The following is a 15,294-nucleotide window of genomic DNA, read 5'->3' on the forward strand; positions in this document are numbered from 1 at the left end:
GCTTCCGGGTGACCGAAGTGCCCTCCCGGAAAGGGTAGGTTCATGAGCGCCGAGTTGGCCGACACATGGCACCGACCTCCCGACGAGGGATATTTCGCTGATGATCTCGATCGGATTCCCGGTCTCCCGTCACATACCGAACTCATCGACGGAAGCCTTGTGGTCGTGAGCCCGCAGAAACGCTTTCACATGATGGCCCTGCGCCTTCTGGAGAACGCGTTGACCCGGCTTGCGCCGGCTGACCGGTTCGTGGTCAGCCGGGAGATGTCCGTGGTGCTGGGCGCACGTCAGCGGCCGGAGCCGGACCTGCTGGTGGCGCATGCGGACGCCGAGATCGATCTTGACGCCACGTGGTACCCGGCGGACGCGGTGGTGCTGGCCGTCGAGGTGGTTTCACCCGACTCGGAAGAGCGTGATCGCCGGAGGAAACCGACGCTTTATGCCGAGGCGGGCATCAAGTATTTCTGGCGTGTGGAGGATGCCGCAGGCCGAATGGTCGTCTACGCCTACGAGCTCGATCCGACCACGGCCAAATATGTTCCGGTCGGAATCTTCCACGATCGTCTGAGCCTGGCATATCCCTTCGAGATCGAGATCGACCTCACCGTGATCAATAAGAAAGGGCCGCTGCGCGGCTGATCTCACCTCAGGAGGGCGTCGGCCAGACGGTCGAGGTGGTGCTGGGGGGAGCCGAAGAGCTGGGCTGAGGACCAGGCCCGGCGCAGGTAGAGGTGGGCGTCGTGCTCCCAGGTGATGGCGATCCCGCCGTGCACCTGGACCATCTCGGCGGTGACCGCGCGGACCGTCTCCGAGCACCACACCTTCGCGACGGCGGCGAGCCGGCCGGCGTCCGGGGAGCCGGTCACCAGGGCGTCGGCCGCGGTCCAGCAGGCCGAGCGGGCGGCCTCGACGCGGACGTGCGCCTCGGCCATCCGGTGCTGCAGGGCCTGGAACGCCCCGATCGGGCGTCCGAACTGGACCCGGTTCTTCGCGTACTCGACGGTCAGTTCCAGGGCGCGGGCGGCGGTTCCGACCTGTTCGGCGCTGAGGGCCACGCAGGCGAGATCGTGAAGAGGCTCCGCCGGGCCGATCTCCGATATTTCAGAAATGTCGGTTAGGGTGATCTCGCTCAGCTGCCGGGTCAGATCCAGCGAGTCCGTCGTCCGCAACGACACCGCCGCCGGGTCCACCGCGTAGAGGCGATCACCCGAGATCACCAGCAGGATGTCGGCGATCGAGGCGTCGATCAGCACGCCGTCCCAGGTCACGGCCACGATCAGGTCGCCCGCGCAGATCGGGGGCAGCCACCTGGCGCACGCCTGCTCGTTGCCTGTCGCCAGGAGAGCCTGCGTCCCGAGCAGCGCCCCGAGCATCGGCGCCGGTGTCAGCGCCCGTCCCAGCTCCTCCAGCACGATGATCGACTCGTGCAGCGTCGCGCCGGCGCCGCCGTACTCCGGTGGCACCATCAGCCCGGCGACACCGATCTCCTTACCGAGCCGATGCCAGAGTGCGGTGTCGAACCCGCCGTCACCCTCGATCGTCCGCCGTGCCGGGTACTCCGCGAGCAGCCCGCGGACCGCCGCCCGCAACGCCGCATGTTCCTCGGTCATGTCTCCCTCGCCAGTTCCGCCATGATTCGCTCCCGGTGCTGCGCGGGGGTCCCCCACGCGAGTCTCAGCACGCGCGTCGCGGTCAGCCACCGTTCCAGTCCGTGCTCGCGGGTGTAGCCGAGCGCGCCGTGGATCTGCAGCGCCGCCCGGGCCGCCCGATGGGCCGCCTCCCCGCAGGCGACCTTCGCGGCCGACACGTCCCGATCCGCGTTCCCGATGCCGGGCTCCGCCACGACGGCGGCCGCCGTGGTCCCGGCACTGGGCTCCTCGCATACGGCGGCCGCCGCGTAGAGCAGCGGCCGGGCGAACTCCAGCCCCACCGCCACGTCGGCCAGCCGGTGCTGAACGGCCTGGAACCGCCCGATCGGCCCGCCGAACTGCTCCCGCGCCTTCGCGTAGGCGACCGACGCCTCCAGCATCGCCCGCCCCAGCCCGAGCAGTTGCGCCGCACAGACCAGCGCGCCGAGATTCAGTGCCCGCGCCACGAGAGGCGCGACCGCCGGCCCTTCGGCGACGACGTCACCGGCCGAGTCCGCCGCCCCCAGCCGCACCACGCCGGGTTCCACACGCACCACGATCCCGGCCGCCCCCGCAGCGGCGGCCTCCGGCATCCACGCCGCCGCCGCGTCCGGCTCGAGAGGCAGCCACGGCGGCGCGGTGAGGGCTGCGGCGACCCGGCCCGCGGCCAGCTCCGGCAGCCATTTCGCGCCGAGGTCGCCGCCCTCGGCCAGCAGCACCGGCACCGCGGCGATCGATGCGGCGACCGGACCCGGCACGGCGTGATGCCCCAGTTCCTCGGCCGCCACCACGAGCGCGCTCGCGGGCGCGCCGGCCCCGCCGAACCGTTCCGGCACGGCCAACCCGGTGACGCCAAGGGCCCCGAGCCGCCACCACGCGGAAGGCGCCCCGGAAGGCGCTCCAAAAGGCGCCGCCGACGCCGCCCCAGACATCGCTCTCGCGGCACCGAGCGCCTCATGCAGCGACGCCGCGAACGCGGCCTCCTCCGCCGACGGCGCGAGCCTCATCGCGGACCCGCGTCCCGGGGGAGCCCGAGGACCCGCTGCGCGAGGATGTCGCGCTGGATCTCGTTGGTCCCGGCATAGATCGCGCCGGCCAGGGCGAACAGGTACCCGCTCGTCCAGTCCGGATCCGCCTCGGCCCGCGGCCCGAGCACCTCCAGCGCGGTCTCGTGCAGCGCGATGTCGGTCTCCGACCAGAAGATCTTGGTAGCGCTCGGTGGCAGGGGCCGGTCGAGGGACAGATAGGCCCCCATCCGGTACGCCCGCGCCGCGATCCACGAGTCGGCCACCCGGTCCCGCAGGGCGCACTCCGAACCCTCCGCCTGCCACAACCGCACGAGCCGCTCGGCGGCCGCCGTGAACCGTCCTGGACCACGCAGGGTGAGCCCCCGCTCGTGACCGGCGGTGCTCATCGCCACCCGCCAGCCGTCCCCGGGCGCGCCGATCACGTCAGCGTCCGGCACGAACACGTCGTCCAGGAAGATCTCCGCGAAGCCGGAGTGGCCGTCCAGCTGCCGGATCGGCCGCACCGTGACGCCGGGGGACCGCAGGTCGACCATCAGGTAGGTAAGGCCGCGATGGGGCTCGGGTGAGCTGCGGAACAGCCCGAACGCCCGATCCGCGACGGCCGCCCGCGAGCTCCACGTCTTCTGCCCGGACACCGACCACCCGCCGTCGACCCGGACCGCGCGGGACCGGATCGCCGCGAGATCGCTGCCCGCCTCCGGCTCGGACCACGCCTGCGCCCACACCGTCTCGCCACGCGCCATCGGCGGCAGCACCCGGGCGCACTGTTCCGGCGTGCCGTGCGCCAGCAGCGTGGGCGCCAGCAGGAAAAGTCCGTTCTGACCGATCCGGATCGGCGCGGAAGCCTCGTGGTACTCCTCGTCGAACAGAAGCGCGTGCAGCGGTGGAGCGGCCCGCCCGCCATACGCGACAGGCCAGGAGACCGCGGCCAGCCCGGCGTCGAAAAGCAGCCTCTCCCATTCCCGGTGTGCCGCCGCGCCCTCCGGGATGTCCACGCTCGGCAACGGCTCGGACGGCACGTGACGGGTCAGCCAGTCCCGGGTCTCGTCGCGGAAGGAGACGGCCGCGGAATCCAGGTCCAGGTTCACCGGGCGGCCTTTTTCATGGCCGCCGCGTCCATTCCGGCGAGCGGGTCGTCGCTGGTCTCCGCGTTGTGCGCGTGGGCGAGGTGGTGCAGGCCGAAGACCGCGTCCATGCCGGCCCGCATCCCCATCTGGTCCTCGCAGAGATTGATCGCCCGTTTCGCCAGCGCCAGCCCGAACGGCGGCATCTCGGCGATCCGCCCGGCCAGCGCGAACGTCTCCGCCTCGAGCTCCTCGCGCGGCACCACCCGGTTGACCATGCCGACCTCGTAGGCGCGCCGTGCCCCGAAACGATCACCCGTGAAGAGCGCCTCCCGAGCCATCCGGGGACCGAGCGCCCAGGGGTGCGCGAAGTACTCCACCCCCGGGATCCCCATCCGCAGCACCGGGTCGGCGAAGAACGCGTCCTCGGCCGCCACGATCAGGTCGCAGACCCAGGCCAGCATCAGCCCGCCCGCCACGCAGGCGCCCTGCACCATCGCGATCGACGGTTTGGGGATCTCCCGCCAGCGCCGGCACATGCCCAGATAGACCTCCATCTCCCGGGCGAACCGCCGGTCCGCGCCGGTCCGGCCGGTGTGGTCCCACCAGGACACCGCGCGGCGCGGGAACGCGGTGTCGGCGTCGCGTTCCGGAGTGCCGATGTCGTGGCCGGCCGAGAAATGGTCGCCCGCGCCGGCCAGCACGATCACCGCCACATCCGCGTCGTCGACGGCCCGGGTGAACGCGTCGTCGAGCGCGTAGGTCATCGCCGAGTTCTGCGCGTTCCGATATCGAGGACGATTCATCGTGACCAATGCGATGGGACCGCGCGTCTCGTAGAGAACCGTCACGACGCCTCCCGTAACTGGAATTTGAGAACCTTGCCGGAAGCGTTGTGCGGCAGTTCCGCCCGCAGTTCCACACTCCGCGGCACCTTGTACCCGGCGAGCCGGCTCCGGCAGAAAGTGATCACGTCGGCCGGATGCAGATCAAACCCCGGCCGGGGTACGACGTAGGCCCGCCCCACCTCACCGAGCCGCTCGTCCGGCACCCCCACGACGGCCGTCTCGGCGACCGCGGGCATCCCGGCGAGGACCCGTTCCACCTCGGCCGGGTACACGTTGAAGCCGCCACTGATGTACATGTCCTTGAGCCGATCGGTGATGGTCAGGTAGCCCCGGTCGTCGAGCCGCCCGACGTCCCCGGTGTGCAGCCACCCGCCGGCGTCGATCGCCTCGGCCGTGGCCGCCGGGTCGTCGAGGTAACCGAGCATCACGTTCGGCCCGCGCAGCAGGATCTCGCCGTCCTCGTCGCCGATCCGCACCTCCATCCCGGCCGCGGCCCGCCCCGACGTGGTCGCCACGGTCCGGTCGTCGTCACCCGGCCGGCACATCGTCGCCACCACCGCCTCGGTCAGCCCGTACGCCGTGAGCACCGTCCCGGCGCCCAGCTCGGTGCGGATCCGCGTGATGAGCGCGGGCGGCACCGTGGCGGCGCCGGTGACGACCAGCCGCAGGCTCGACAGGTCGTGGCCGGCGCGCGACGGGTGGTCGAGCAGGCCGATGTAGAGGGTGGGCGCGCCGGGCAGCACGGTGATCCGCTCCCGGGCGATCAGCTCGCAGGCGCGGGGCACGTCGAAGACCGCCTGCGGCACGATCGTCGCGCCGGTGACCAGGCAGGCGAGGATCCCCGCCTTCCAGCCGAAACTGTGGAAGAACGGGTTGATCACCAGATAGTTGTCGTCGCTGGTGAGACCCGCGATGCCGGCCCACGCGGATGCCACCCCGAGGGCCTGGCGGTGTGCGCTCATGGCGCCCTTGCTGCGGCCGGTCGTGCCGGAGGTGAAGAGGATGTCACTGAGGTCGTCCGGCCGTACCCCCGCTGCTCTTGTCTCGGCGGCCGCGAGCGGGACGCCCGGCGCGCGCCGCAGGAAGCTCGCCCAATCCGGCAGGGTGACCACCAGTGGCGGCAGCGCGACGCCCGTCGCCCGCAGGTCGGCGAGCCGGTCGGCGCCCAGGAACGGGCCGGAGACGATCAGCGCCCGGGCATCGCTGCGGTGCAGCACGTCCGCGGCCTCGACCGCCGTGTACCGCGTGTTGACCGGCACCAGCGTCGCGCCCGCGCAGCTCGCGCCGAGGGCGGCGAGCACCCAGTGCGCGGTGTTCGGCGCCCAGATCGCCACCCGGTCGCCGGCCTCGATCCCGGAGGCGGCGAACGCGCGGGCCACGGTGAGCGCCTCGTCGCGCAGCTCCGCGAAGGTCCACCGGCCGGCGTCCGCGTCGGCGAGCGCCGGAGCCGTCCGGAAATCGCGCGCCGCCCGGTCCAACGCCGCCGGGATGGTGTCGTCCATCCGGCCTCCCTTACCAAGCAAGTGCTTGGTCGCCTAGGGTGTGAAGACTACGCGCGCTCCGGGAGGTGACGCCAGTGGCCGGCGACGAGGCGTTCCGTCGTGAGATCAGGGAGTGGCTCGCCGACAACCTCACCGACGAGGTGCGCGGCGTGGGCGGACCCGGCCGGGAGAACGAGGCGTTCCCGCAGCGCCTCGCGTTCGCCCGGCGGCTCGCCGCGGCCGGCTGGACCACGTTGGCCTGGCCGGTGGGGCACGGCGGGCGCGGCGCGTCGCTCGCCCAACAGGTGATCTTCCATGAGGAGTACGCGCGGAGCGGCGCGCCGAGCCGGGTCGACCACATCGGCACCACCATGGTCGGGCCGACCCTGATGGAGCTGGGCTCGCCGGAGCAGCAGCGCCGGTTCCTGCCCGCGCTGGCATCGGTCGACGAGCTCTGGTGCCAGGGTTACTCCGAGCCCGGCGCCGGTTCCGACCTGGCCGGTGTCACCACGCGGGCCCGGCTCGACGGCGACACGTGGGTGCTCACCGGGCAGAAGGTGTGGACGTCGCTGGCGCACGTGGCCGACTGGTGTTTCGTGCTGGCCCGGACGTCCCCGCCGGACCAGGGCGGTCCCCGGCATCGCGGTCTGTCCTACCTGCTCGTGCCGATGCGGCAGCCGGGCGTGACGGTCCGCCCGATCCGGCAGCTCACCGGCGACAGCGAGTTCAACGAGGTGTTCTTCGACGACGCCCGCACCTCCCGTGACCTGGTCGTGGGCCGGCCCGGCGAGGGGTGGAAGGTGGCGATGGCGACCCTGGCCTACGAGCGCGGGGCGGCCACCGTCGGCCAGCAGATCGGCTTCCAGCGTGACCTGGACGATCTGGTCGCGCTCGCCCGCGGCAACGGCGCGGCGGCCGATCCGCACCTGCGCTCCCGGCTCGCGCGGGCGTCCGTCGACCTCACCGTGCTGCGGTCGCACACGCTGCGCACGCTGTCGCTGGACACGCCGCCGCAGGCGAATCCGTCGGTGGTGAAACTGCTCTGGACCCGGTGGCGGCAGGGCCTCGGCGAGCTGGCGATGGAGGTGCTGGCGTGCGGGGCGCCGGTCGCCGACACCGAGCGCTGGCAGCGGTTGTTCCTGTTCAGCCGGGCCGACACCATCTACGGCGGATCCAACGAGATCCAGCGCGGGATCGTGGCCGAGCGGGTGCTCGGCCTGCCACGCGGAGACCGCCGGTGACACGGGCCGCCGCCGGGCGCGGCGGCCTGGAGCCTCCGGCCGGGCGCGGGCACCCGGAGCGTCCGGCCGGGCGCGGTCTTCTGGAGGGCAAGGTCGTGGTCGTCACGGCGGCCGCCGGCGCCGGAATCGGGTCGGCCGTCGCCGAGCGTTGCCTCGACGAGGGCGCCCGCGTGGTGCTGAGCGACAGTCACGAGCGCCGCCTCGGCGAGGCCTTCGAGCGGTACGACCGGAGCCGTCCGGGGCGGGTGTGGCAGGTGCCCTGCGACGTCACCGACGAGGCCGCGGTGCGCGAGCTGATCGACGCGGCGGCCGGGCGGTTCGGGCGGATCGACGTGCTGGTCAACAACGCCGGGCTGGGCGGCAACCGGCCGGTCGCCGAGATGGCCGACGAGGAGTGGGCGCGGGTCCTCGACGTGACGCTCACCGGCACGTTCCGCTGCACCCGGGCCGCGCTGCGCCGGATGATCGAGCAGGGGACCGGTGGCGCGATCGTCAACAACGCGTCGGTGCTCGGCTGGCGGGCGCAGGCCGGGCAGGCGCACTACGCGGCGGCCAAGGCCGGGGTGATGGCGTTCACCAGGTGCGCGGCGCTGGAGGCGGCGGCGCACGGGATCCGGGTCAACGCGGTGGCGCCGAGCCTGGCCGAGCATCCGTTCCTGGAGCGCGTGATGAGCCGCCCCGAGCTGGACGAGCTGGCCGGGCGGGAGGCGTTCGGGCGGGCCGCGCTGCCTTGGGAGGTGGCGACCGTGGTGGCCTTTCTGGCCAGTGACTACGCGTCGTACCTCACCGGCGAGGTCATCTCGGTGAGCAGCCAGCATCCGTAGGGTTCCGCTTTAAGTTACGGAGCAGTAGATTGTAACGCGTTCTACTTCCAGGGAGGACGCGATGACGCGGCGACTCACCGGTGTGACACTCTTCGGACTCGGGGTTCTCTGCCTGCTCCTGGCCGGCGGCCTCGCCTGGATCATCGTCCCCTCGCAGAAGAAGGTTCCCCTCGACCTGATCCCACCGGACGTGGTGGTGGCCGATGACAGCGCCACCTTCGCTCAGGCGAAGGACGGTCAGGTCACCGTGGAGCAGGCCGGCCTGCGGTCACGGACCGGGATCACGCCGGACTTCCGGGCGGCCGCCGATCTCACCGGCGACCTCGCCGACGAGACCCTGATCTGGAATGTGTTCCACGCGACCGACCGGGCCGACACGGGCGAGGCGATCAACCGCGCGGAGAGCCGGGTCGCGCTCGACCGGAGGTCCGGGGCGGCGGTCGACTGGGAGGGCCAGTGCCACAGTGAGAACCCGGGCGTCGCCTGCCTGGCCGGCAACGTCGACTTCGAGGGCCAGCTCTACCTCTTCCCGTTCGGGACGGAGAAGAAGACGTACCAGTACTGGGACTCGGCGCTGCACCGGGCGCTGCCGATGGAGTACACGGCGGAGGAGAACTTCAACGGCCTGCCGACGTACCGGTTCGAGCAGCAGATCCCGCAGCAGGCGGTGGACATGGACCCGACGTCGCTGGCCGGGTTGATGGCGTTCCTCGCGCCGGGGGCCACCACCGGGACCGTCAACTACCGGGCGGCCCGCACGCTCTGGGTGGAGCCGAAGACCGGCGCGATCGTCGGGTACCGCGAGCAGCAGCACCGGGAGCTCGTGCCGGACAGCGGCGCGCCGATCGTCATCTTCGACGCGGACCTGCAGTACGACCAGGACACGCTCGCCGCCCTGCACGATCAGGCGGCCGGTGGCCGTACCCAATTGATGCTCCTGGGTTTCTGGGTTCCGATCATCCTGGTGCTGATCGGGCTGGCACTGATGATCGGCGGCTTCCTGCTGACACGCGGCGCGCCGGGGACCGGCAGGCGGACCCCGGCGCACGCGGCGGAACCGGAACCGGCCCCGGCTCAGCGGACCCCGTAGAAGTCCGGCGGCGCCAGCGGGTCGATCCGGGACGCGACCTCGCCGGCACTCGGGTTGACCGCGGCGACGACCGCGGTCACCCCGACCACCGCGAGAATGACGGCGGCCGCCGTGGCCACCAGCAGATTCACCAACATTCGACTCTCCTCATCCTGCTCTGCGTCACAGCCGTTCGAGAATGCTCGCCGTGGACATCGCGCCGCCCGCGCACATCGTGATCAGAGCGGTACGACCCCCCGAACGTTCCAGTTCGTGCAGGGCGGTGGTGATCAGCCGGGCGCCGGTGCTGCCGACCGGATGGCCCAGCGCGATCGCGCCGCCGTTGACGTTGACCCGGGCCTCGTCCGCGCGGTGCGCCGCGAGCCAGGAGAGCACCACGCTGGCGAACGCCTCGTTCACCTCGAACAGGTCGACGTCGTCGATCTTCATCCCGGCCCGGGACAGGACCCGCTCGGTGGCGGCGACCGGCCCGTCCAAGTGGTAATAGGGCTCTGCGCCGACCAGGCACTGCGCGACGATCCGCGCCCTCGGCCGGAGACCCAGCTCACGGGCGCGATCGGCGTCCATGAGCAGGACGGCTGCCGCGCCGTCCGAGATCTGCGAGCTGGTGCCCGCCGTGTGCCGGCCGTCCGGAAGCACCGGCCTGAGCCCGCTCAGACCCTCCATCGTGGTCTCCCGCAGGCCCTGGTCACGCTCGACGCCGGCGACCGGGATCACCTCGCGGTCGAACCGGCCCTCGGCCCAGGCGCGGGCCGCGTTCGCCTGTGACAGCACGCCGAACCGGTCCAGGTCCGCCCGGGTCAGCCCGCGGCGGTCGGCGATCCGCTCGGCCGCCACGTACTGATTGGGCAGGTCGACGTCCCAGCTCTCCGGGCGCGGCGAGCCGGCGTCGCCGCGGTTGGCGCCCAGCGGCACCCGGCTCATCGACTCCACGCCGCAGGCCATCCCGACGGTGATCGCGTCGGCGGCGATCAGGCCGGCGACGAGGTGGGCGGCCTGCTGGGCGGAGCCGCACTGGGCGTCGATCGTGGTGCAGCCCGTGTCGTGCGGCAGCCCGGCGTGCAGCCACGCGGTGCGGGTGATGTTGTTCGACTGCTCGCCGCCCTGAGTGACGCAGCCGCCGATGACCTGCTCCGCCGTCGTGGTGTTCCGGTCGACGAGCTCTTTCTGCACCGCGCCCAGCAACTCGGCCGGGTGCACCCCGGCCAGCCAGCCGCCCCGGCGGCCGATCGGCGTGCGAACGGCATCGACGATCACCGGTACGCCCACGTTGACCTCCGCCATAGAACGTGTTCTCGTCTGGAACCTACCATCCGGTACGCGCCTCGTGTTTGAATCGGTAGAACCTGTTGCTGGAGGCATGATGGCCGAGCCGCGCACCAGAATCGACTTCACCGACCCGGACGTCTACGTCCACGGCATCCCGCAGGAGGAGTTCGCCGACGCCCGCGCGCACGCGCCGGTCTGCTGGGTGCCGCAGGAGCGGGGGAGCGCCGGGTTCGACGACGACGGTTACTGGGCCGTGACCCGGCATGCCGACGTGATGACCGTGTCCCGGGACAGCGACACGTTCTCCAGCCGGGAGAAGACCGCGATCGTCCGGTTCGGCGCGGACATGACGCAGGACCGGCTGGAGATGCAGCGCTACATCCTGCTGAACATGGACCCGCCGCAGCACACCCAGCACCGCGCCATCGTGTCCCGCGGGTTCACGCCGCGAGCCGTCACCAGCCTGCGTGCCGCCCTGCAGGAGCGGGCCGCGCAGATCGTCAGCTCCGCCGCGGACGCCGGCGACTTCGTCAACGAGATCGCCTGCGAGCTGCCGCTGCAGGCGATCGCCGAACTGCTCGGGGTGCCGCAGGAGGACCGGCACGACGTCTTCAACTGGTCCAACGCGATGATCGGGCAGGACGACCCGGAGTTCAGCGACGGCTCCGACCCGATCGAGCCGGCCACGTCCCTGCTCGGCTACGCGATGACGATGGCCGAGGACCGCAAGACCTGCCCCCGCGACGACATCGTGACGACGCTCGTCAACGCGGAGATCGGCGGCGAGCATCTCTCCAGCGACGAGTTCGGCTTCTTCGTGCTGATGCTCGCGGTGGCCGGCAACGAGACCACCCGTAACGCGATCTCCCACGGCATGCTGGCGTTCATGGAGCATCCGGAGCAGTGGGAGCTCTACCGCTCGACCCGCCCGCGGACCGCCGTCGACGAGGTGGTCCGCTGGGGCAGCCCGATCAACGCCTTCCAGCGCACCGCCAAACACGACACCGTGCTGAACGGCCAGTCGATCCGCGCGGGCCAGCGGGTCGCGATGTTCTACGGCTCGGCGAACTACGACGAGAACGTCTTCACCGACCCGCACACCTTCGACATCACCCGCAGCCCCAACCCGCACCTCGGTTTCGGTGGCAGCGGCGCGCACTTCTGCCTCGGCGCGAACCTGGCCCGCCTGGAGATCGACCTCATCTTCAACGCGATCGCCGACCAGATGCCGGGCATCACGCTCGCCGGCTCACCGGCCCGGCTGCGGTCCGGCTGGATCAACGGCATCAAGCATCTGCCGGTCCGGTACCGCTGAGTCCGGCACCGTTGAGTCCGGTACCGCTGAGTAGAGCCTTGCCATCGCTGCGGCACGGTCGTGCAGGGCCGCGCGCAGCGACGGGGGATCCAGGACCTCCGCGTCCGTGCCGAGCTGCCACAGCGCCCACACGGCATGCCGGATGTCCTGATAGGTCACCTCCAGCCGCAGCCGGCCGCCAGCGCCGGGCTCCTCGGCGCGGACCGCCACCGCCGTGGTCAGCAACTCCTCCCGGCGCGCCTGCCGCACCCGGACCAGCACCGCGATGTGGTCGCCGGACAGGAACGCGGCGCAGCGATCCCGCCACATCCGATCCAGGTCGACCCGGTCCGGCCGCTGTGCCGGCTCGCCCAGAGCCTCGGCGGCCAGCACCCGGGACAGCCGGTAGGTGCGGTCCTCGCCCGCCCGGGTGGCCAGCAGATATCCGCGGTCCCGGACGGTGACCAGCCCGATCGGATCGACCGTCCGCCACCGTGCGGGCCGCCCGGCGGCCGCGTAGTGGAGGCGCAGCCGGTTGCCGGCCAGCACCGCGCGCCGCACCTCGGCCATGGCGGCGCCCGGCACCTCCTCGACGACCCGGCGGCGGGAGAGCAGGTCGGTCTCCGGTTCGACGAGGAAGCGCTGTGCGGCGTCCCGCTGACTGTCCGGCAGCGCGTCGATCACCTTGCGCATCGCCGAGGCGTGCGCCGATCCGAGGCCGAACACCCGTTCGCCGCCCGCCGAACCACTGGCCAGCAGGGCGAGCGCCTCGTCGTGGCTGAGCCCGGTGAGCTCGGTCCGGAAGCCGGGCAGCAGCCCGAACCCGCCGTGCCGCCCGCGCTCGGCGTAGACCGGGACGCCGGCGGCCGAGAGCGCCTCGATGTCGCGCAGCACGGTACGGGCCGACACCTCCAGCTCGCGGGCCAGCGCGTCAGCGGTCATCCGGCCACGGCGGCGCAACAGCAGAACCAGCGAGACCAGTCGATCGGCGCGCATCGGCGAACTCTATCGGGATACCTGACAGAGGATGTCGTGTTTTCCCGGCAGCCTGAACGGCATGACAGTGAAACGTACGGCGATCAACCCGTGGCCCTGGTCGATCGAGCTGGGCTTCCACCAGGGCGAGCTGGTCTCCGGGCAGACCCGCACCCTCTACTGCTCGGGGCAGACCGCGATGAGCGACGACGGCAAGCCCCAGCACGACGGCGACATGGCAGCGCAGCTGGCGCTGAGCCTCGGCAACCTGGAGGCCGTGCTCGGCGAGGCCGGGATGTCCCTGGCCAACCTGGTCCGGCTCACCGTCTACACCACCGACGTCGACGGGTTGTTCCCGCACTACGGGGTCCTCGCCGGGCGGCTGGCCGCGGCCGGGGTCGCGCCGGCCACCACGATGCTCGGGGTGACCCGGCTGGCGATCCCCGGCCAGCTGGTCGAGCTGGAGGCCACCGCCGTCGACTGACAGCGGCCCCGGCCGGGCGGCTCCGGCGTGAGCGGCCCCGCGTCAGCGGGTCAGCAGGGCGCGGATCTCCCCGGCCAGGCCGGCGGCGACGTGACGCCACCTCAGCTCGGGAAGCCGTGCAGCAGCACGACACGGCATCCCGAGCCGAGCGGCGCGGTAGCGTGATCGTGGTGGGGCGGATCCGATTCGGTGTGCTGGGCCCGGTGACCGCCGAGGACGCGCGGGGCGAGCCGATCGCCCTGAAAGGCCCGATGCACCGCGCCGTGCTGGGCCGGCTGCTGGTGGCGCGACGCCGGGTGGTCCCGGTCAGCTCCCTCGTCGACGATCTCTGGGTGGTGCCTCCGGACGGTCCGGTGGCCGCGGTGCGCACCTTCGTCGCCGCCCTGCGCCGGGCCGTCGAGCCCGGCCGATTGCCGCGCACCCCGCCGGTTCTTCTGGTCACCCGGGGCCAGGGGTACGCGTTGCTCGCCGACCCCGGCGACGTGGACGCCTGGCGGTTCGAGCAGGTGGTGACCGCGGCTGCGACGATGGCGCCCGGCGTCGCCCTCGGTGCTCTCGACGAGGCGCTGTCGTGGTGGCGGGGTCCGGCGTACGCCGACTTCCCGGACGCCGCGTGGCCCCGCGCCGACCGTTCCCGGCTGACCGAGCTCCGTCTGCAGGCGGTCGAACGCCGCGCCCAGGCCCGGCTCGATCTGGGCCGCGCCGCCGAGGCCGTGCCGGACCTGGACGAGCACGTCACCGCACATCCGTGGCGGGAGAACGGGTGGCGGCTGCTGGCCCTGGCGCTGTACCGGGCGGGCCGGCAGGGCGACGCGCTCGCGGTGCTGCGGCGGGCCCGTGAGCTGCTGGCCGGCCAGCTCGGGGTGGATCCGGGCGCGGCGCTGCGAACCTTGGAGACCGCGATCCTCCAGCAGGATCCGGCCCTCGACCCGCCGTCCTCGCCGACGGGCGGCGGGGAGGGGACGGCGGAGGCCGTCTGGGCGCGGGCCGCCTCGGCCTACGACCGGGTGCTGTCCGGCGGATCGCGGGTGCGGCTCGAATCCGCGGTGGGGTTGCTGCGCAATCTCGCGGTCACCGGCCCCGGCGGCCTGGAGATCGCCCGTGAGCAGCGCGCAGCGGCGGTCGCGGCGGCGGAGCGGGCCCTGGCCGTCCTGCCGCGGGCCGGGCACGAGCCGGCCCGGACCCGGCTGCTCGCGACGATCGCGGTGGAGTCGCGGGGCACGCACGATCCGCGTCCGCTTGACTGTGCCCGGCAGGCCGAGCGGATGGCCCGGGGACTCGACGATCCCGCGTTGCTGGCGTTCGCGCTGAACGGGGTGTTCATGCAGAGCTTCCGGCGGACCGGGGGAGCGGCCCGCCGGGACGCCGTCGGCGCCGAACTCGTCGCGCTGGCGAGCAGGCACGGGCTGGTCACCGCGGAGGTGCTCGGTCACCTGATCCGGATGCAGGCGGGCTGCGCGGTGGTGGCGTTCGACGCCGCGGACCGGCACGCGGACGCCGCGGACCGGTTGGCGCAGCGTCACGAGTTGCCGCTGGCCGGGGTCTTCACCGAGTGGTACCGGGCACTGCGCGCGGACGTGGCGGAGGAGACCCCGGACCCGGAGCCGGCCTACCGGGCTGCGGCGGCCCGGCTGGATCGGGCCGGGATGCCGGGAATGCGGGACGGGCTGCTCCCGCTGGTGTTGCTCGGCACGCGACTGCGGCGCGGACTGCCCCTGACGTCACCGCACGACCCGGCCGGCGACGCACGCCGGGGGCCGTACGAGCCGTGGGCGCGGCTCGTCCTCGACCCCCGCAGCACCGGGCCGGCCGGCATTCCGGACCCGCCGGCCGACCTGCTCGCCGAAGCGCTGTGGTGCCTGTACGCCCGGGCCGCGATCGCCGCCGCCGACGTGCCGGCGATGGCGCGAGCCCGGGAGGCCCTGCTCCCGGCATCCGCCGAATGGGCCGGCGCGGCGAGCGGCGTCCTCACGCTCGGCCCGGTGTCGGATCAGATCGCTGCGCTGGACGACGCCCTCCGGAGAGACTGACGGCGCGGTGCCGGTCGTCGCGCGAAGAGAGGGGCATG

15 protein-coding genes are annotated in these 15,294 nt (G+C 72.7%); 7 read left to right on the top strand and 8 right to left on the bottom strand.

Going from position 1 to position 15,294, the window contains the following annotated elements; translation table 11 throughout:
• Positions 1-42: 42 nt before the first annotated feature.
• A complete protein-coding gene (locus AMIS_RS09640) occupies positions 43-639 on the top strand; it encodes a Uma2 family endonuclease (protein ID WP_014442037.1) in 597 nt (198 codons plus the stop codon).
• Positions 640-641: 2 nt separating this feature from the next.
• On the opposite strand, the gene AMIS_RS09645 is transcribed toward AMIS_RS09640, so the two are convergent.
• The 5 genes from AMIS_RS09645 to AMIS_RS09665 are packed head-to-tail and all read right to left on the bottom strand — an operon-like array spanning position 642 to position 6,070.
• Positions 642-1,610 (bottom strand): acyl-CoA dehydrogenase family protein, encoded by a 969-nt coding sequence (locus AMIS_RS09645; RefSeq protein ID WP_014442038.1) that lies wholly within the window; start codon positions 1,608-1,610, stop codon positions 642-644.
• The gene (locus tag AMIS_RS09650; protein ID WP_014442039.1) at positions 1,607-2,635 is read right to left on the bottom strand and encodes an acyl-CoA dehydrogenase family protein; all 1,029 of its coding nucleotides are present in this window, start codon (positions 2,633-2,635) and stop codon (positions 1,607-1,609) included. Before AMIS_RS09650 ends, AMIS_RS09645 begins: the two co-directional genes overlap by 4 nt.
• Positions 2,632-3,744 carry an acyl-CoA dehydrogenase family protein gene (locus tag AMIS_RS09655; RefSeq protein WP_014442040.1) on the bottom strand — a complete coding sequence of 371 codons (1,113 nt, stop codon included), beginning with the start codon at positions 3,742-3,744 and terminating at the stop codon, positions 2,632-2,634. The genes AMIS_RS09650 and AMIS_RS09655 overlap by 4 nt, the downstream gene beginning before the upstream one ends.
• Positions 3,741-4,571, bottom strand: a complete 831-nt coding sequence (locus AMIS_RS09660) for an enoyl-CoA hydratase (RefSeq protein ID WP_014442041.1) — start codon at positions 4,569-4,571, stop codon at positions 3,741-3,743. The genes AMIS_RS09655 and AMIS_RS09660 overlap by 4 nt, the downstream gene beginning before the upstream one ends.
• A complete protein-coding gene (locus AMIS_RS09665) occupies positions 4,568-6,070 on the bottom strand; it encodes a FadD3 family acyl-CoA ligase (RefSeq protein WP_014442042.1) in 1,503 nt (500 codons plus the stop codon). The genes AMIS_RS09660 and AMIS_RS09665 overlap by 4 nt, the downstream gene beginning before the upstream one ends.
• A gap of 74 nt (positions 6,071-6,144) precedes the next feature.
• Between AMIS_RS09665 and AMIS_RS09670 the strand changes: the two genes are divergently transcribed.
• From AMIS_RS09670 to AMIS_RS09680, 3 genes are all read left to right on the top strand, one after another.
• Positions 6,145-7,290, top strand: a complete 1,146-nt coding sequence (locus tag AMIS_RS09670) for an acyl-CoA dehydrogenase family protein (protein WP_014442043.1) — start codon at positions 6,145-6,147, stop codon at positions 7,288-7,290.
• Positions 7,291-7,316: 26 nt separating this feature from the next.
• The gene (locus AMIS_RS09675) at positions 7,317-8,114 is read left to right on the top strand and encodes an SDR family oxidoreductase (protein ID WP_041830662.1); all 798 of its coding nucleotides are present in this window, start codon (positions 7,317-7,319) and stop codon (positions 8,112-8,114) included.
• 61 nt (positions 8,115-8,175) lie between these two features.
• Complete coding sequence (locus AMIS_RS09680) at positions 8,176-9,204, top strand: DUF3068 domain-containing protein (protein WP_014442045.1); 1,029 nt, start codon at positions 8,176-8,178, stop codon at positions 9,202-9,204.
• Here AMIS_RS09680 and AMIS_RS42390 read toward each other — a convergent pair.
• On the bottom strand, positions 9,189-9,341 hold the full coding sequence (locus tag AMIS_RS42390) for a hypothetical protein (RefSeq protein WP_014442046.1): 153 nt from the start codon (positions 9,339-9,341) through the stop codon (positions 9,189-9,191). The genes AMIS_RS09680 and AMIS_RS42390 overlap by 16 nt on opposite strands.
• 25 nt (positions 9,342-9,366) lie before the next feature.
• Positions 9,367-10,473 (bottom strand): steroid 3-ketoacyl-CoA thiolase, encoded by a 1,107-nt coding sequence (locus tag AMIS_RS09685; protein ID WP_041830663.1) that lies wholly within the window; start codon positions 10,471-10,473, stop codon positions 9,367-9,369.
• 94 nt (positions 10,474-10,567) lie between these two features.
• Here AMIS_RS09685 and AMIS_RS09690 point away from each other — a divergent pair, with 94 nt between their 5' ends.
• On the top strand, positions 10,568-11,788 hold the full coding sequence (locus AMIS_RS09690) for a cytochrome P450 (protein WP_041830664.1): 1,221 nt from the start codon (positions 10,568-10,570) through the stop codon (positions 11,786-11,788).
• Here the strand turns inward: AMIS_RS09690 and AMIS_RS09695 are convergent.
• Positions 11,723-12,763, bottom strand: a complete 1,041-nt coding sequence (locus AMIS_RS09695) for a helix-turn-helix transcriptional regulator (RefSeq protein WP_051041887.1) — start codon at positions 12,761-12,763, stop codon at positions 11,723-11,725. The two genes, AMIS_RS09690 and AMIS_RS09695, sit on opposite strands and share 66 nt — an antisense overlap.
• A gap of 61 nt (positions 12,764-12,824) precedes the next feature.
• On the opposite strand from AMIS_RS09695, the gene AMIS_RS09700 reads away from it, so the two are divergent.
• Positions 12,825-13,226 carry a RidA family protein gene (locus AMIS_RS09700; protein WP_014442050.1) on the top strand — a complete coding sequence of 134 codons (402 nt, stop codon included), beginning with the start codon at positions 12,825-12,827 and terminating at the stop codon, positions 13,224-13,226.
• 170 nt (positions 13,227-13,396) lie between these two features.
• Positions 13,397-15,256: an AfsR/SARP family transcriptional regulator gene (locus tag AMIS_RS44600; protein WP_041830666.1), complete on the top strand. Its 1,860-nt coding sequence runs from the start codon at positions 13,397-13,399 to the stop codon at positions 15,254-15,256.
• Positions 15,257-15,294: the final 38 nt, after the last annotated feature.

Origin of the sequence: Actinoplanes missouriensis 431 (genome assembly GCF_000284295.1) — a bacterium.
In the GTDB taxonomy this organism is placed as follows: domain Bacteria; phylum Actinomycetota; class Actinomycetes; order Mycobacteriales; family Micromonosporaceae; genus Actinoplanes; species Actinoplanes missouriensis.